At 62.9% G+C, this 16,168-nt stretch carries 15 protein-coding genes; 9 read left to right on the forward strand and 6 right to left on the reverse strand.

Going from position 1 to position 16,168, the window contains the following annotated elements:
• Nucleotides 1–246 precede the first annotated feature (246 nt).
• Nucleotides 247–1,521 carry an alpha/beta hydrolase gene (locus HMPREF3170_RS01760; protein ID WP_070477346.1) on the reverse strand — a complete coding sequence of 425 codons (1,275 nt, stop codon included), beginning with the start codon at nt 1,519–1,521 and terminating at the stop codon, nt 247–249.
• A 107-nt stretch (nt 1,522–1,628) separates the two neighbouring features.
• Between HMPREF3170_RS01760 and lpdA the strand changes: the two genes are divergently transcribed.
• The 8 genes from lpdA to HMPREF3170_RS01800 all read left to right on the forward strand — a co-directional run bounded on the left by lpdA (nt 1,629) and on the right by HMPREF3170_RS01800 (nt 9,605).
• The gene (gene lpdA, locus HMPREF3170_RS01765; protein WP_070477348.1) at nt 1,629–3,041 is read left to right on the forward strand and encodes a dihydrolipoyl dehydrogenase; all 1,413 of its coding nucleotides are present in this window, start codon (nt 1,629–1,631) and stop codon (nt 3,039–3,041) included.
• Between the two features lie 541 nt (nt 3,042–3,582).
• A complete protein-coding gene (locus HMPREF3170_RS01770) occupies nt 3,583–4,356 on the forward strand; it encodes a succinate dehydrogenase cytochrome b subunit (RefSeq protein ID WP_070363223.1) in 774 nt (257 codons plus the stop codon).
• A 22-nt stretch (nt 4,357–4,378) separates the two neighbouring features.
• Nucleotides 4,379–6,397, forward strand: a complete 2,019-nt coding sequence (locus tag HMPREF3170_RS01775) for a fumarate reductase/succinate dehydrogenase flavoprotein subunit (RefSeq protein WP_070363222.1) — start codon at nt 4,379–4,381, stop codon at nt 6,395–6,397.
• Nucleotides 6,397–7,146, forward strand: a complete 750-nt coding sequence (locus HMPREF3170_RS01780) for a succinate dehydrogenase/fumarate reductase iron-sulfur subunit (protein WP_070477350.1) — start codon at nt 6,397–6,399, stop codon at nt 7,144–7,146. The genes HMPREF3170_RS01775 and HMPREF3170_RS01780 overlap by 1 nt, the downstream gene beginning before the upstream one ends.
• A gap of 30 nt (nt 7,147–7,176) precedes the next feature.
• Nucleotides 7,177–7,545 (forward strand): hypothetical protein, encoded by a 369-nt coding sequence (locus HMPREF3170_RS01785; RefSeq protein ID WP_070363220.1) that lies wholly within the window; start codon nt 7,177–7,179, stop codon nt 7,543–7,545.
• 71 nt (nt 7,546–7,616) lie between these two features.
• Nucleotides 7,617–8,897: a DUF445 domain-containing protein gene (locus tag HMPREF3170_RS01790; RefSeq protein ID WP_070363219.1), complete on the forward strand. Its 1,281-nt coding sequence runs from the start codon at nt 7,617–7,619 to the stop codon at nt 8,895–8,897.
• Nucleotides 8,898–8,910: 13 nt separating this feature from the next.
• Nucleotides 8,911–9,300, forward strand: a complete 390-nt coding sequence (locus HMPREF3170_RS01795) for a CGLAU_01105 family protein (protein ID WP_141742157.1) — start codon at nt 8,911–8,913, stop codon at nt 9,298–9,300.
• The gene (locus tag HMPREF3170_RS01800; protein ID WP_256472911.1) at nt 9,300–9,605 is read left to right on the forward strand and encodes a DUF2516 family protein; all 306 of its coding nucleotides are present in this window, start codon (nt 9,300–9,302) and stop codon (nt 9,603–9,605) included. Before HMPREF3170_RS01795 ends, HMPREF3170_RS01800 begins: the two co-directional genes overlap by 1 nt.
• Nucleotides 9,606–9,611: 6 nt before the next feature.
• Here the strand turns inward: HMPREF3170_RS01800 and HMPREF3170_RS01805 are convergent, their stop codons facing one another.
• Genes HMPREF3170_RS01805 through HMPREF3170_RS01815 form a run of 3 tightly spaced genes read right to left on the reverse strand, consistent with a single transcriptional unit; the run spans nt 9,612 to nt 11,633 of the window.
• Nucleotides 9,612–10,340 carry an LmeA family phospholipid-binding protein gene (locus HMPREF3170_RS01805; RefSeq protein WP_141742158.1) on the reverse strand — a complete coding sequence of 243 codons (729 nt, stop codon included), beginning with the start codon at nt 10,338–10,340 and terminating at the stop codon, nt 9,612–9,614.
• 5 nt (nt 10,341–10,345) lie between these two features.
• Nucleotides 10,346–11,164 carry a class I SAM-dependent methyltransferase gene (locus tag HMPREF3170_RS01810; protein ID WP_070477761.1) on the reverse strand — a complete coding sequence of 273 codons (819 nt, stop codon included), beginning with the start codon at nt 11,162–11,164 and terminating at the stop codon, nt 10,346–10,348.
• Nucleotides 11,157–11,633, reverse strand: a complete 477-nt coding sequence (locus HMPREF3170_RS01815) for a DUF2505 domain-containing protein (RefSeq protein ID WP_070477357.1) — start codon at nt 11,631–11,633, stop codon at nt 11,157–11,159. The genes HMPREF3170_RS01810 and HMPREF3170_RS01815 overlap by 8 nt, the downstream gene beginning before the upstream one ends.
• Here HMPREF3170_RS01815 and HMPREF3170_RS01820 point away from each other — a divergent pair.
• A complete protein-coding gene (locus HMPREF3170_RS01820; RefSeq protein WP_070477359.1) occupies nt 11,595–12,653 on the forward strand; it encodes a UDP-N-acetylmuramate dehydrogenase in 1,059 nt (352 codons plus the stop codon). The genes HMPREF3170_RS01815 and HMPREF3170_RS01820 overlap by 39 nt on opposite strands.
• Before the next feature lie 4 nt (nt 12,654–12,657).
• On the opposite strand, the gene HMPREF3170_RS01825 is transcribed toward HMPREF3170_RS01820, so the two are convergent.
• The gene (locus tag HMPREF3170_RS01825; RefSeq protein WP_070477763.1) at nt 12,658–14,373 is read right to left on the reverse strand and encodes a long-chain-fatty-acid--CoA ligase; all 1,716 of its coding nucleotides are present in this window, start codon (nt 14,371–14,373) and stop codon (nt 12,658–12,660) included.
• A gap of 30 nt (nt 14,374–14,403) precedes the next feature.
• Nucleotides 14,404–16,101 (reverse strand): long-chain-fatty-acid--CoA ligase, encoded by a 1,698-nt coding sequence (locus tag HMPREF3170_RS01830; RefSeq protein WP_070477361.1) that lies wholly within the window; start codon nt 16,099–16,101, stop codon nt 14,404–14,406.
• Nucleotides 16,102–16,168: the final 67 nt, after the last annotated feature.

Consider the following 16,168-nt stretch of genomic DNA (forward strand, 5'->3'; position numbering starts at 1 on the left):
CAGGTCGCCGAGTGGGCGTGAGGGAATTTGGTGTCTTGTGGAAACGCTGGAGTGCCAAAGGGCGCAACCTTATTTAGGCTAGACATTCAAACCTGCAGGTGAGAAAAGCGCTAGATGTTAAGGGTTGCGTCCTTTGGCACTGGTCGACCAGGGGGGCGCACCAAATCCCTAGTTTTCGGCGGGATGGTTTGCGTTTCCCCAGGTCGCTGAAGGGAGCGTGAAGGAATTTGGTGTCTGGGGTGGGGGCTACAGCCCAAGCGCCGGCTTGATGGTCTGCTTCCAGGACAGCTCCAGGTCTTCCTTCCAGATACGCCATGAGTGGGTGCCGGTGGCGCGCAGGTTGGCGTTGTATGGAATGTCGTTGGCTTTCAGCTTGACCAGCAGGTCGTGGGTGCAGGCGTTCATGGCGGCTTCAATCACGCCGCCCTCGACGATGAGGGTTTGGGCGTTCGCGGAGGCCTGGACGAAGTCCATGTCGCGGGTCTTGCGGAGGAAGCCGACGGTGTCACTTTCGGCGAAAAGGCCCGTTGCGCTGGAGATGTACAGCTTGGTGCCCTTGAGCTTCTCGGCGTTGACGAGGGCGTCGTTGTGTCGGTTGTACTCGCTGCCGGCGCGGCCCCACATCTCCTCGGGCTTGGCGCCGCCGCGGTTGACGGTGAGGTTGACCCAGCCGTTCGGGATGCCCGTCGAGGTGGCGGCGCAGCCGGAGAAGGAGCCGACGGCGGCGTAGCGGCCAGGGTTGTGCTCAGCGAGGAGGAGGGCTGAGGTGGCGGACATGGAGAACCCGACCACGGCGCGCTTGTCGTTGGCCTCGAGGTAGGGCTCGATGGCGTCAGGAAGCTCGGAGCCCAAGAATGTGGACCACAGCTGTTTGCCCTGAAGGTAGCGGGAGTTCGGCTCGTAGAGCCAGTCGATGTAGTAGGAGAACGCACCCGCCATCGGGATGACGACGTTGACCGGCTCGTCTTCGAAGACCTTCTTCACCACGGTTCCGGCCTGCGCGATCCAGTCAGTATCCTGCTCGGAGCCACCGGCGCCGTTGAGGAGGTAGATGGTCGGTGCGTTCGGTACGCCAGCGCGGATCACGCCGACTGGGATGTCGCGTTCCATGGCGGGGGAGTAGACGCTGAGCTTCTCGGAGCCTTTGATGCCGTCGATGTTAGTGAACCAGTACTGATCGCCGCCGCTGGGTTTTTGCGGTGCGGTTTCCAGCTTCTTTACGCGCGCGATGGCATCGTTTGTGGTTTCGGCACCCTCGGCTGTGGGGATGTCGGCGTCATCAAGCGTGGGTTCGGTGCTGTCTTCCTCGACGACTTCGACGACCGTCGTTTCCTCAACCTTGGTTGTGGTCGTGGTGGTCTTCGAGGAAGAGGTCGTCGTCGCCTCACTTATCGACGTCTCCTCTACGCTCTGGGCGGCAGAAATAGTCGTTGCCTGTTCGGATGGTGTAACGGCATACCAGCCTCCTGCAGCGATCGCGACGGCGGCGGCTCCGGCGATGGCTGGGCGCGCAATATTCACGGGGTGCTCCTCAACTATTTTTAGGTGGTGAAGGGGGTCCTTCAAGCATTCTATTAAAGTGTCCGATATTGAAGCGAAAACGTTACAAGCAACGTATTCTATGGGGCGTGACTAAAGAGCATTATGACGTTGTTGTCCTCGGCGCTGGCCCTGGTGGCTATGTCGCCGCCATTCGAGCATCGCAGCTTGGGCTGAAGGTTGCGGTGATTGAGAAGCAGTACTGGGGAGGTGTGTGCCTCAACGTTGGGTGTATCCCCTCGAAGTCGTTGATTAAGAACGCGGAGATCGCCCACATCTTCAACCATGAAGCGAAGACGTTCGGCATCAAGGGTGATGTCGAGTTTGATTACGAAGACGCCCACAAGCGCTCCCGCAAGGTCTCCGAGAAGATCGTTGGTGGCGTGCATTACTTGATGAAGAAGAACAAGATCCAGGAGATCCACGGTCTTGGCTCCTTCACCGATTCCAACACGATCGAGATCACCGAAGGTGACGACAAGGGGAAGACCGTCACCTTCGACAACTGCATCATCGCGACCGGCTCCGTCGTGCGCACTCTGCCAGGCATCGAGCTGAGCAAGAACGTTGTCTCCTTCGAGGAGCAGATCCTCAACGAGGATGCACCGAAGTCCATGGTCATCGTGGGTGCGGGTGCTATCGGCATGGAGTTTGCGTACGTGCTGTCCAACTACGGCGTGGATGTCACCGTTATCGAGTACATGGATCGCGTCCTGCCGAACGAGGACAAGGACGTGTCCAAGGAGATCGCGAAGGCGTACAAGAAGCTCGGCGTCAAGCTCATGACCGGCCACGCAACCACCGCGGTGCGGGACAACGGTGACTCGGTCGAGGTGGACGTCAAGAAGAATGGCACCGACAAGACTGAAACGCTCACCGTTGAGCGCGTCATGATCTCTGTCGGCTTTGCCCCGCGCGTCGAGGGCTACGGCCTGGACAAGGCTGGTGTCAAGCTCACCGAGCGTGGGGCCATCGCTATCGATGACCGCATGCGCACCAACGTAGACGGCATTTACGCCATCGGCGACGTCACCGCGAAGCTGCAGCTCGCGCATGTTGCGGAGGCGCAGGGCATCATCGCCGCCGAGACCATCGCGGGTGCCGAAACCCTCGAAATCGAGGACTACATGATGACGCCGCGCGCCACCTTCTGCAACCCTCAGGTCGCTTCCATGGGCTACACCGAGGAGCAGGCGAAGGAGAAGTGGCCAGACCGCGAAATCAAGGTTGCGACCTTCCCGTTCTCTGCGAACGGCAAGGCAGTCGGCCTGGCTGAGACCGCGGGCTTCGGCAAGATCGTCGCCGACGCCGAATACGGCGAGATCCTCGGCGCTCACCTGGTTGGCGCCAACGTTGCCGAGTTGCTGCCGGAGGTCGTCCTCGCACAGCGCTTTGACCTCACCGCTGGCGAAATCGCCCGCTCTATCCACATTCACCCAACCCTGTCTGAGGTACTGAAGGAAGCGGCCCACGGCATCGAAGGCCACATGATCAACCTGTAGCCTTTTTCTTCTCGACGCCCGGTCCCGCCTGCTGGTGGGACCGGGTTTTGCGCTGTGTGGGTGGGGTTCTCGCTCAGTTGCCCTGCCTTCGCGCCTTCATACATTGCTCCGGTTGAGGTGTTCAAGGAGTGCGATGCTGGTTGCCTCTTTTGGCCGACCCTATCCGATTTTTACCGACCTGCATCGCACGCTCCTAAGCCCACGCTTCGAACGTTTTGGGGCGCGCTGACGGGGTAGTAAAAGGACCGCTCACCCTCCCATTTCCCGATGTTTGAAGCAGACTCTTGACTACCGACCTTTGGGGGTAGTTCGAAGATTTTATAGACGTTACGCGCAGGTCGTGAGTAAAATCACAAATTAGGTTTACCTTGGTTTGTTCTCATACTGAATATGTGCAGGGTGTCGCCATGCTTAAAATTTCGAAAATTTGCCAAGCGCGTCCGGGCGGTGAATTTTGGGTGAAAATCAGGCGAAAGAAACATGCTCTGACTAGGCAATAGTGAAGAATGGTGCCTAAAGTGGTTACGACACTGGAGGTGCCATGACTGTACAAAAAACAGACCGTGAAGCAATTCGTCACGGAAAAATTACTGAGAAGCCGCTACGAGAGCGGCCAGGGTTCCCAACATGGGCAGTAAAGCTTGAAATGGCCATCACTGGCCTCATCTTCTCGCTCTTCCTTCTTGTTCACATGGTGGGCAACCTGAAGATTTTCATGCCGCTCAAGGCTGATGGCGGCGCACACATTGATGACTACGGCGAGTGGTTCCGCACGTTTGGTGAACCGCTGTTCCCGCGCGGGGGATTCCTGTGGATTCTCCGTATCGTCCTGCTGACCTGCCTGATCCTGCACGTGTATGGTGCGTTCACTCTGAAGAAGCGTTCCGCCGAGTCGCGCGGTACGTTCAAGCGCACGAACCTGATGGGAGGCTGGCAGTCCACCGCTACGCGTTGGATGCTGGTGACCGGCGTCATCCTGCTGCTGTTCATCATTTTCCACATCCTGGATCTGACCGCGGGCACGGTTGTTGCTTCTGAGCAGTTCGTTCATGGCAATGTCCGTGACAACCTGATTGCAACCTTCGCTCCTGAGCGTTGGTACGTGACCCTGTTCTACCTGGTTGCCATGCTGGCGCTGCTGCTGCACCTGACGCACGGTGTGTACTTGGCAGTTTCTGACCTTGGATGGCTCGGCGAGCGTGGACGCGGCGTAATGGTCGTGTTGGGGTACGTACTGCCGTTCATCGTTGTTCTTGGAAACGTCATCATGCCACTGGCCATCATGGCTGGTCTTATCCCGGGGTACACCCGCTAACGGCTGATTAGGAGAAACTTTAATGACTACCTCTTTGAACCAGACGCAGGACGAGGTGTTCCGCCAGCCGGAGTCCTCGGCTCCTGGCGTCACCATTGGCCGCATTCTTGATAATGCAATGCCGGACCGCCACAAGGTTCGGATGAAGGACATGTGGGAGTACCAGAAGGACCACATGCAGCTGGTGTCCCCGCTGAACCGTCGCAAGTTTAAGGTGCTCGTTGTTGGTACTGGCTTGGCTGCCGGTGCTTCTGCCGCCGCGTTGGGCGAGCTGGGCTACCAGGTACAGGTCTTCACGTACCATGACGCTCCTCGTCGTGCACACTCCATTGCAGCGCAGGGTGGCGTCAACGCTGCTCGCGGCAAGAAGGTTGATAACGACGGCGCGTACCGCCACGTGAAGGACACTGTCAAGGGTGGCGACTACCGCTGCCGTGAGGCTGACTGCTGGCGCCTGGCCGTCGAGTCGGTCCGCGTGATTGACCACATGAACGCGATTGGTGCTCCGTTCGCGCGTGAGTACGGTGGCTCCCTGGCTACCCGTTCCTTCGGTGGTGTGCAGGTCTCCCGTACCTACTACACCCGTGGCCAAACGGGCCAGCAGCTGCAGCTGTCCACCGCTTCGGCGCTGCAGCGTCAGATCCACCTGGGCAACGTTGAGATCTTCACGCACAACGACCTGATCGATCTGATCATTACTGAGGAAGACGGCAAGAAGCGTTGCCGCGGTATTGTTACCCGCAACCTGATTGACGGCTCCCTGACCCCGTTCACCGGCCATGCTGTTGTGCTGGGTACCGGTGGTTACGGCAACGTGTACCACAAGACCACGTTGGCGAAGAACTCGAACTCCTCCGCGATGATGCGTGCGCACGAGCTTGGTGCGTACTTGGCGTCGCCGGCGTTCATTCAGTTCCACCCGACCGGCCTGCCGCTGAACGCGAGCTGGCAGTCGAAGACGACGCTGATGTCCGAGTCCCTGCGTAACGACGGCCGCATTTGGACCCCGAAGGAAAAGGGTGACGACCGCGACCCGAACACCATTCCAGAGGACGAGCGCGATTACTTCCTGGAGCGTCGTTACCCGGCGTTCGGTAACCTCGTGCCGCGTGACGTTGCGTCTCGTGCTATTTCGCAGCAGCTTAACGCCGGTTTCGGTGTTGGCCCGCTGCACAACTCGGCGTACCTGGACTTCAAGGATTCCATCGAGCGCCTTGGTGAGGACACTATCCGCGAGCGTTACGGCAACCTCTTCGAGATGTACGAAGACTCCACCGGCGAGAACCCATACAAGGCCCCGATGCGTATTGCGCCGACGGTGCACTTCTCCATGGGTGGCCTGTGGACCGACTTCAACGAGATGACGTCTATCGACGGCCTCTTCGCAGCCGGCGAGTGCTCCTGGACCTACCACGGTGCGAACCGCCTGGGCGCGAACTCGCTGCTGTCCGCATCGGTTGACGGCTGGTTCACCATTCCGTTCACGGTGCCGAACTACCTGGCAGACCACCTGAACGAGCCGGTGTACGCAGAGGATGCACCTGCATCCGTTGAGGCTGTACAGCGTGCGCAGCAGCGCATCGACAGCCTGATGAACATCAAGGGCTCCGACCCGCACGGCCCGGAGTACTTCCACATCAAGCTTGGCGAGATCCTCTACCTGCACTGTGGCGTGGCACGTACCGCCGACAGCCTGCGCGAGGGCATCGACAAGATCCGTGCCCTGCGTGATGACTTCTGGGCGAACCTCCACATCCCAGGCCGCGCTGATGAGATGAACCAGGTGCTCGAGGCTGCGCTTCGACTGGTTGACTACATCAACCTCGGCGAGCTGATGTGCATTGACGCACTTGACCGCGACGAGTCCTGTGGCGCTCACTACCGCATGGACCACCTCACCGAAGACGGCGAGGCCCGCCGTGACGACGAGAACTGGTGCTTCGTCTCCGCATGGGAGACCGTGGGCAACGACCAGTTCGTGCGTCACGCCGAGCCACTGTACTTCGATTCGATCCCACTGATGACGAGGAACTACAAGTAATGAAACTGACACTTGAGATCTGGCGTCAGGCCGGACCCGAAACTGAAGGCCACTTCGAAACCGTCGAGGTGCCGGACGCAGTTGAGCAGATGTCTATCCTGGAGCTGCTTGACCACGTCAACAACCAATTTGTTGAGGAAGGCAAGGAGCCTTTCACCTACGCTTCTGACTGCCGCGAGGGCATCTGCGGTACCTGTGGCCTGACCATCAACGGTCGCCCGCACGGTGCGGACCAGAACGTCCCTGCATGCCTGCAGCGCCTGGTGAACTACAACGACGGCGACACCCTCAAGATCGAGCCGTTCCGTTCCGCTGTGTTCCCGGTCATCAAGGACCTCGTGGTTGACCGCTCCGCGCTCGACCGCGTGATGCAGCAGGGCGGCTACATCTCCGTCTTCCCGGGTACCGCCCCAGACGCAGACACCCTGTCCGTCAACCACCACGACTCCGAGCTTGCGCTCGACTACGCAGCCTGCATCGGCTGTGGCGCTTGTGTGGCTGCGTGCCCGAATGGCGCCGCGCACCTGTTCACTGGTGCTAAGCTGAAGCACTTGAAGCTGCTGCCACTGGGCAAGCTGGAGCGTAGCCGTCGTGCACGCAAGATGATCGACGAGTTGGAAACCAACTTCGGTCCTTGCTCCCTGTACGGCGAGTGCGCAGACGTCTGCCCTGCAGGCATCCCGCTGGACGCGGTTGGCGCGATTAACGCCGAGCGTGTCCGCGCGGCCGCCCGCGGCGGCGACGACTAAACAGAGAATAAAACGAGGAAGGAAACAACGATGGCGTCCCAACATGCTGTAGCTGATATCCGCAGTGAATCGTTCCCTGAGTATGAGGGCAAGATTCAGGACCTGTACGTCGAAGGCTACGACCCGGTGTCGTACTCCGCGCCGCACTCTTCGCTGCTGCGCTACTCCACGTGGGTAGCGATGGGCCTGATCTTGGCGTCACTGTTCGGTATGGGGCTTGCCATCTGGGGCGCAACTGTTGGCACGTACGGGTATGGTGCGTCTGCTGAGGTCAGCAGCCAGCTCATCCTGTACGGCCTCGTAGAGGCGGTTGTGACGTTAGTGCTCGGCGCGTTCCTTATCGTGAAGGGTCGCGCGGCCTACCGTCAGTACCGCGAGCAAACCGGTCGCGTCAACTAGCGGCTACCTCCAGGTCTCCCCGTCACCACGCTCAATATGGTGGCGGGGAGATTTTTGCTTTAATCAAGTGCATGGCTACACACGCGTTAATGGAGCTCACCGAGGCGGACGAACAGCGCCGCAGGACACTGCGGAAGTACAAGATCGGGGTGACGGCCCTGCTGGGGCTGATGGCCGTGATCTTCCTGACGTGTTCGTGGTGGCAGTCGCAGGGCACCGCGCCGTTGTGGGTGGGGTACGTGCGCGCGGCGGCGGAGGCCGGGATGGTTGGCGGGCTGGCGGACTGGTTCGCGGTCGCGGCGATCTTTAAGCACCCGATGGGGCTGCCTATCCCGCACACGGCGCTGGTGCCGAACAAGAAGGACCAGGTGGCTGACGCGCTGAGTGACTTCGTGAGTGAGAACTTCCTCAACGCGGAGACCATCACCGAGAAGGTGATGGCGGCGGGCATCCCGGAGCGTGCCGGAAGGTGGTTGTCGCTTGAGAAGAACGCGAAGCGGGTGTCGGAGGAGGTCGGCAAGTTTACGGTCAAAGCCGTCGAGGCGGTCGACCCTGCGGAGGCTGAGGAGTTCCTCAACTCGCAGGTCATTGACCGGTTCGCGGAGCCGATCTGGGGCCCGCCGATCGGGCGCGCGCTGGAGGGCTTCATCGCGGACGGCAAGATCGAGCCGGTGGTCGACGACATCGTCGCCTGGGGCAACGAGCGCCTCGCCGGCATGGAGGACGCTATCGTCCGCACCATCGATGAGCGCATGCCCGCTTGGGCGCCGAAGTTCGCCAAGGACCTGGTCGGTGCGAAGGTCTATAACGAGCTGGTGGCGTTCATGGCGGACGTCGATAAGGACAAGGACCACGAGGCTCGCCGAGCTATTCGACGCCAAATCAACCAGTTCGCGCAGGACCTGCAGTTCGACGGTGCCATGATTACGCGAGTGGAGGAGCTGAAGGCGGATGTGATGGCGTCGAATGCGGTGCAGAACGCGGCCGCGGGGCTGTGGGGGCAGGTGTCGGCGGCGATTATTGAGTCGGCGTCGGATCCGGAGAGTTTGGTGCGTCGAAAGATAGCCCTGACGGTGCACGAGTGGGGCGAGAAGCTAGTCAACGAGCCGGCGACGCGTGAGGCGGCCGAGCGCAACCTGCAGAAGTGGACGCACTTCGCTGCGGAGAACGGTGCGGGGCAGATCGTCGGCATTATTTCGGAGACTATTCAGAAGTGGGACGGGCAGGAAGCCGCCGACAAGATCGAGCTGATGGTGGGCAAGGACCTGCAGTACATCCGCGTGAACGGCACGATCGTGGGTGCATTGGCCGGACTTGTTATATACGCTGTGTCACAGTTGCTGTTTTTCTAAAAGGAGAATGATGATGTCTGAGAACAATTCTGGTTTGCGCGATATTGCGGATGCGTTGCTGGTTGCTGGGCAGTCGGTCGGGGAGGCCGTCGGCAAGCTTGGTGGCGATGTGACTGAGCAGCTGAAGCAGGCTGTGGACAACGCTCGTAGCACGTTTGACGGTGCGGGCGACGACAAGGAGCTGAAGGACGCTGTGTCCTCCTTTGCGAGCGACGCCGAGTCCATCGTGCGCAACATCGGCGACTCCGCCGAGGCCGGCGAGGCGAAGGATGCGTTCAAGCTGGTCGCTGAGGAGATCCGCGACGCGTTCGGCAACATTGACGCTGATGACGCGAAGCAGCGCATCGAGTCCGTGGTTGCGCGTGTGCAGGAGCGCATCGCTGACCTGGGCGGCAAGAAGTAATGTCCCTCACTGCTGAGCAGCTGATCATGTCGCTGCCCGTGATGGCGAACGCGCTGCTGTTTTGGGTGCTGGCCATCGCGGGCATTGTGGCGGCGGTGATGGCGGCGTCGACGCGCCCGGACGCGTTTGAGGCGGCGGGGCGTCAGTCGAAGGGCACGTGGGTGGCCATTCTGGCTGGTTCCGCGTTCGCTTGCATGCTGTCGTTGCCGTTCGTGGCGTGGATTGGCGCGGTCGCCATCGGTGTGTACTACTTCGATGTGCGGCCGCAGATCAACAACATTTTGCGGGGGAATTACGGCTGGTAAGCAGGCCTACTGCTGGTAGGCCTGGAGTTCGGCGAAGTCCACGTTGTGGCCCTGCATGGTAACGCGGAGGCCGCCAGGGACGACGTCGAAGCCGGTGATGCGCATCGTCTGGTCGGTGTACTCGGCCACGCCGTTGGTGAGTGCCTCGGTAATCGCGGAGGAGATCTCATCCGGCAGCGTGTTGCCGAACAGCGAGGTGTCGACGGCCTGGACGGAGAATCCGCCGGCGTCGTCAATTTCGGGGCGAAGTGAAACCGCAGCGGCGCCACCGCTGAACTCGACGGTGAAGGTGCCGTCCTCGGGGGAGGTGGTCACCTCGGACACGTTGATGAGCGCGGAGAGGAAATCGCTGCCGATGTTCTGCTGCAGCTGCGTGTTCAGCATCGCGCGCACGAACTCGCTCGGAACCTCGGTGGTGGCGGTCAGGGTGTCCGCGACGGACTTGCCGCTGGCGTCGACCTTGATGGAGTCCATCTCCACGGTGGAAGCCGGCTGGCCGGTGGTTTCGTCGCCGTTCACCACCAGCGTGGAAGGCGTGGTCACCGTGATGTGGGGGATGGTGCCACTCAACATGCCGAGCGTCAGTGGGGAAGCGCCGAAGGAAACCTCGGTGCCCTCCGGGGCTTGGTCACGCATCTGGCTGCCGATGTAGGCGCGTGAGCCGGCTTCGGCGGCGATGAACAGGACCAGGATGGCGGCGAGGATGCCGATCAGGACTTTCCAGACGGTTTTCATGCGCACTAGTGTAGCGACTCACCTTTGGGCGCCACAGCCGCCCAGTCGACGGTGACGGTGTTGTCGCTGAGCCGACGGCGCACCGGGGCGATCGGCCAGTCGCGGGCAAGGGCCTCGCGGGCGTGGCGCCACCGCACCCGGGGGCCGTGCGGCTCCCACCCGGCGGCGTGTTCCCAGGCGGAGTCGGCGTCGCGAAGAAAGTCGTGGATGGGCTCGCCCGGAACGTTGCGGTGGATGAGCGCCTTCGGCAGGCGTTCGGCCAGATCGCTTGGCGTGGCAACGTCGAATGGGTCCCAGGACAGGGTGAGGGTTTGGGGGCCGGTGGCGTCGAGAAGCACCCAGGTGCTGCGGCGGCCGAGCTCGTCGCAGGTGCCCTCGATGAAGAGACCTCCGGGGGCGAGCTTGGAGGTGACGGTGCGCCACACGTCGGGGACTTCCGCGACGTCGTACTGGCGCAGCACGTTGAACGCGCGCACAAGCTGCGGCTGGTAGCCGGCGAGCTCAAACCCGCCGAGCTCGAAGCGGACGCCGTCGCGCGGCGGGAGGACCCGCTCGGGGTTGATCTCGAGGCCCACGACCTCGACGTCGGGGTTGATGCGCCGCAGCCAGCCCGCCCACTCGCAGGTGGTGGTGTGGGAGGCGCCGTAGCCGACGTCGAGTGCTAGTGGGGTTCCTTCGCGCAAAAGCGAAATGACCCGCGCGTTGTGGCGGGTCCATCGATCGCAGCGCCGCAGCCGGTTGATGCCAGTCGTCCCCCGGGTGATGACCCCGTAGGGCTGCCCGTGGCCCGCCTGCGAGCGCAGATTGTGGTGGTGCTTAGAGATTGTTGGAGATCCATTCCTCGGTGAGCTTCGCCTCGTTCTCGACGATCTCCTCGAGCGCCTCAGCAACCTTCGGCTCCAGCGCAGCGCCCATGAACGGGATGTCTACCTTGGCCTCGTTGTCGTAGGCCAGGGAGGTGGTGTCGCCGTTGTCGGTCAGCGTGATCTCGCCGCCGAAATCGACCGGAGTGCCCTTGACGTCACCGGTGAAGGTGATCGGGTCCGTGCCGGTGTTGACGGTGCGCTTCAGCTTCAGGTCCTGCGAAATCATGGCCTGCGCTGCCTCAGGCAGGATGGACTTCGGCAGGATCTCGAAGAGGACGGCAGTGGAGCCGTCGAACTCGTGGAGCTCGCCCGGTTCGGGGGAGAGCTTCTCCGCGATGAACGCCCAGTAATCCTTGCTTGCAAAGGCGTCGCGCACCTTCTGGGCAGGATGGTTGATGGTTACGGTGATTTCACTACGTGCAGTCATAGTGAACAGACTACCGTTGATGGGGTGTCTGATACATCTTTTGCCTCAATGACAACTCTGCGCGTCGGCGGCACCCCCGCTGATGTGATCCGCTGCGACACCGCAGAGGACCTCGCTGCGACGGTCGCGCGTCTCGACGCCGCAGGCGCGCCGCTGCTCGTCGTGGGCGGCGGCTCCAACTTGGTGGTCGCCGACGGCCCGCAGGCAGTCACTGCTGTGCTCGTGCGCAACGCCGGCATCGAACTTATCGACGCCACCACCCTCCGCGTCGGCGCCGGCACCGTGTGGGACGACGTGGTTGCCTACGCCGTGGAGCACGGCCTGGCGGGCATTGAGGCCCTGTCCGGCATCCCCGGCTCCGCTGGGGCCACCCCGGTGCAGAACGTGGGGGCCTACGGCGCCGAGATCGCTGACGTGCTGCACCGCGTCCGCCTGTGGAACCGAGAGACCGGCGTGGACGAGTGGGTCACCCCGGAGTCGTTGGAGCTGGCGTACCGCTACTCCAACCTGAAGTTCACCCACCGTGCTGTGGTCCTCGAGATCGAGCTGAAGCTGACCGAGTCGGACCTGTCGGCGCCGCTGCGCCACCTCGGCGGAAAGCGGGTCCCACTCGCGGAGGCACGCGCATCCGTCCTGGAGACGCGCCGGTCAAAGGGCATGGTGCTCGACCCGGCCGACCACGACACCTGGTCCGCGGGCTCCTTCTTCACCAACCCGGTGGTGGACGCCTCGGTGGCGGACGCAATCGGTATTGAGGGGATGCCGCGCTACCCACAGGAGGACGGCCGCGTGAAGCTCTCCGCCGCCTGGCTCATCGAGCGCGCCGGGTTCCCACGCGGCTACCCCGGCGAGCACGCCCCGGCCCGCCTGTCCACCAAGCACACCCTGGCGCTGACGAACCGGGGCAACGCCAAGGCCGACGACATCGTGGCCCTGGCCCGCGACGTGCAAGCCGGTGTGGAGCGCGCATTCGGCGTCCGGCTGGTGCCGGAGCCGGTGTGGGTCGGGATGTCGATCTAATCACCTACAGGCGGGACAGGAGCTCCTCCTGCACCTTGCGGCGCGACAGCTTGCCCAGCTGGTCCTTCGGCAGTTCCTCGAAGTGGTAGAAGGTGCGCGGCACCTTGTAGCGGGTGAGGTTCTTGCGGGCGAAGTCCTTCAGGCCCTCCGGGTCGAGTGGGGCGCCGTCGCGAAGCGTGACGCAGGCAACGACGTCCTCGGAGCCGTCCTCGCGTGGGCGGCCGACGACGGCGACGTCGACAACATCGGGATGGGTGCGCATGACCGTTTCCACCTCGGCGGGGTAGACGTTGAAGCCGCCGGTGATGATGAGCTCCTTGAGGCGGGAAACGAGCTTGATGAAGCCGTCCTCCTCCATGACGCCGAGGTCGCCGGTGCAGAACCAGCCGTCGTGGAAGGCCTGCTCGGTGGCTTCAGGGTTGTTGAGGTAGCCCGCGAAGACCTGGGGGCCGCGGGCGAGGATTTCGCCGGGCTCGCCATAGGGCATGTCCTCGTCCAGGTTGTCGGGGTTGACGATGCGGATCTCGGTGTCGGGGAAGGGGATGCCGATGTAGCCCGCGCGGCGGTCCGCGGTGCCCGGGTTACCGATCAGGATCGGGGAGGTCTCGGTCAGGCCGTAGCCTTCGACGAGGTGGCCGTGGGTGACGCGCTCCCACGCCTCGATCGTCTCGACGGGCAGGGAGGCCGCGCCCGAAAACCCGGTGTTGACGCCGTCGATGTTGAGGCCTTCGTTGTTGGCGGCGTCGATAATTCGCTCGAACACGGTGGGCACGCCGGGGATGAAGGTGGGCTTGAACTTCTTGATGGAGCTCATGATGAGGTCCATCTTTGGTGCGGGCAGCAGGTCAACCTCGGAGCCGATGAGCACCGTGAGCGTGAGCGAGAACGTCAGGCCGTAGGCGTGGAAGAACGGCAGGGTGGCCAGCATGCGCTGCTGCGAATCGGACTGCAGATCCTTGACCCAGGCGACGCCCTGCCACGCGTTGGCGTGCAGGTTCTTGTGCGTGAGCACCGCGCCCTTGGGCTCGCCGGTGGTGCCGGAGGTGTAGAGGATGAGTGCTGGGTCGTCGGGGGTAATGTCCGCCTCGGTGGCCAGGTCGTTGCCCTCGCCGCCGATCGCGGAGCCGAGCAGCGTCTCCCACGGCACCGTCTTGAGTACGGTGTTGGAGCTTTGCACAGTGAGCTGCTCACGCGCCTTGCGGATCTTCGCGATCGGGATGCGCAGCGCGAGCTGCTGCAGCTTCGGCATCGCCTTGGTCATGTCGACGGAGATGACCGTCTCCAAGTCCGTGGTGGTGCGCAGCGCCTCGAGGGTGTCGGCCGCCTTGTCCCAGGCGATGGCCACGCGGGCGCCGTGGTTTTTAAACTGCGGGCGAAGCTCGTTCGCGGTGTAGAGCGGGTTGTGCTCGACGACGACGCCCCCAAGCTTCTGCACCGCGAAGAACGCGATGACGTGCTGCGGGCAGTTCGGCAGCAGGATGGCTACGCGGTCACCCTTGCGTACGCCGAAGGCCTTGAGCCCGGCGGCGGCGCGGCGGACTTCCTTGTCCAGCTCGGCGTAGGTCATGGAACGGCCGAAGAACCTGGTCGCTGGCTTGTCGGCGTTGCGTTCCAGGTTGTCGTCGTAGATGCCTGGCAGCGTGGTGAACCCGTACTCGAGCGAGTGCGCGGTCCACTCCGGGTAGTACTGCAGCCATGGCTTTGTGGTGTTTGCGTCCAAGGTCATGGCCCTACCCTACGCTACCGTAACCTATTGTGTGGACTGCAGCATGGCGACCAGTTCCTGCTGGACCGCGCGGCGTCGGATCTTGCCGGTCTGGTCCCGGTTCAAGTCCTCGAAATGGTAGAAGGTGCGCGGCACCTTGTAGCGGGTCAGGCGCTGGCGAGCGTGCTCCTTCAACCCTTCCGGGTCGAGCGGGGCGCCGTCGCGAAGTGTGACGCACGCGACGACGTCCTCGGAGCCGTCCTCGCGCGGGCGGCCGACGACGGCGACGTCCTCGACGTCTGGGTGCGTGCGCACCGCCTCCTCGACCTCGTCCGGGTAGACGTTGAATCCGCCGGTGATGATGATTTCCTTGATGCGCGCCACCAGGCGGATGAAGCCGTCGGGCTCCATGACGGCCATGTCGCCGGTGCGGAACCAGCCGTCGTGGAAGGCCTGCTCGGTGGCCTCTGGGTTGTTGAGGTAGCCGGAGAACACCTGCGGGCCGCGCGCGAGCAGCTCGCCGGGTTCGCCGTCGGGCATGGTCTCGCTGGGGTTGTCCGGGTTGGCGATGCGGATCTCGGTGTTCGGGAATGGTACACCGATGTAGCCGGGGCGCCGGTTGCCGTCGAGCGGGTTGCCGCACAGGATCGGGGAGGTTTCGGTGAGGCCGTAGCCTTCGATGAGCTGCCCGCCGGTCACGCGTTCCCACAGCTCAATGGTGCTTTGCGGCAGCGTTGCGGCGCCGGAGATCGCGCTGTGGAAGGAGGAGAGGTCCACATGCTTTTCGACGGCCCACTGCGCAATCCGCTCGTACAGCAGCGGCACGCCGGGCAGCAGGGTCGGGCGAGTCTTCAGGATGGCCTGCTGGTAGAGCTTCGGCTTCGGTGCCGGGACGAACACCATCTGGCCTGCGACGGTCAGGGGGAACCCGTAGTTCAGGGCCAGACCGTAGATGTGGAACATCGGCAAGATGGCGAGCACCTTCTCGTTGACGGCGCCCCAGTCCTTGACCCACTGTGCGCCGGCGACCAGGACGGAGAGCACGTTGGCGTGCGTCAGCGGCACGCCCTTGGGGGTGCCGGTGGTGCCGGAGGTGTACAGGATGAACGCGGTGTCGGACTGCGCGATGGTCGGCAGGTTCGTTGGTGTGGCGGGCTTCGCCACGAGGGATTCCCACGAGATCGCCTTTGGTGCGGGCTTGTGCAGTTCCTCGCGCTGGCTGCGCACCGACCCGAGCGGCACCTGCAGGGCGAGCTGCAGGTGGCGGGGCATGGCGTCGATAAGGTTGACGGCGATGACGGTCTCGAGCGCCGTCGTTTCCTGCAGCGTGTGGAAGGTGTCGGCCTCCCGGTCGAACACGATGGCCACGCGCGCGCCGTGGTCCAGGAACTGTTTCTCCAGCTCGTAGGCGGTGTAGAGCGGGTTGTGCTCGATGGCGACGGCCCCGATGCGCAGGATCGCGGTGATGGCGATGACGTGCTGCGGGCAGTTCGGCAGCGCGATGACAACGCGGTCGCCTGGTGCGACGCCGAGTCGCTGCAGGGCGGCAGCGAGGCGGTTGACCTGCTCGTTGAGGGCTTGGTAGGTGAGTGTTTTGCCCATGAACCAGGTGGCGGTGCGGCCCGGGTGGGTGGTTGCGGCGGTATTGAACAGGCTGACGAGGGTGTCGCTGCCGACGATCGGGTGCGGGTCGGTCCATTCGGGGTAGTGCGTAAGCCAGGCTTTGGTTTCGTAGGCTCCCATAAACACTCCTTTTGTTAGCTAGTCGAAAGTAGGTGAGGGAAAGTATAACCTACGGTTTGGTAGGTTT

Origin of the sequence: Corynebacterium sp. HMSC08D02 (genome assembly GCF_001807505.1) — a bacterium.
GTDB lineage: Bacteria > Actinomycetota > Actinomycetes > Mycobacteriales > Mycobacteriaceae > Corynebacterium > Corynebacterium pseudogenitalium.

Bases quoted from the DNA above. Each gene is read 5' to 3' on its own strand.
- HMPREF3170_RS01770 (WP_070363223.1), top strand. From the start codon at position 3,583: ATGACTGTACAAAAAACAGACCGTGAAGCAATTCGTCACGGAAAAATT.
- HMPREF3170_RS01775 (WP_070363222.1), top strand. From the start codon at position 4,379: ATGACTACCTCTTTGAACCAGACGCAGGACGAGGTGTTCCGCCAGCCG.
- HMPREF3170_RS01780 (WP_070477350.1), top strand. From the start codon at position 6,397: ATGAAACTGACACTTGAGATCTGGCGTCAGGCCGGACCCGAAACTGAA.
- HMPREF3170_RS01785 (WP_070363220.1), top strand. From the start codon at position 7,177: ATGGCGTCCCAACATGCTGTAGCTGATATCCGCAGTGAATCGTTCCCT.
- HMPREF3170_RS01790 (WP_070363219.1), top strand. From the start codon at position 7,617: ATGGCTACACACGCGTTAATGGAGCTCACCGAGGCGGACGAACAGCGC.
- HMPREF3170_RS01795 (WP_141742157.1), top strand. From the start codon at position 8,911: ATGTCTGAGAACAATTCTGGTTTGCGCGATATTGCGGATGCGTTGCTG.
- HMPREF3170_RS01800 (WP_256472911.1), top strand. From the start codon at position 9,300: ATGTCCCTCACTGCTGAGCAGCTGATCATGTCGCTGCCCGTGATGGCG.
- HMPREF3170_RS01805 (WP_141742158.1), bottom strand. From the start codon at position 10,340: ATGAAAACCGTCTGGAAAGTCCTGATCGGCATCCTCGCCGCCATCCTG.
- HMPREF3170_RS01820 (WP_070477359.1), top strand. From the start codon at position 11,595: ATGGTTGATGGTTACGGTGATTTCACTACGTGCAGTCATAGTGAACAG.
- HMPREF3170_RS01815 (WP_070477357.1), bottom strand. From the start codon at position 11,633: ATGACTGCACGTAGTGAAATCACCGTAACCATCAACCATCCTGCCCAG.
- HMPREF3170_RS01830 (WP_070477361.1), bottom strand. From the start codon at position 16,101: ATGGGAGCCTACGAAACCAAAGCCTGGCTTACGCACTACCCCGAATGG.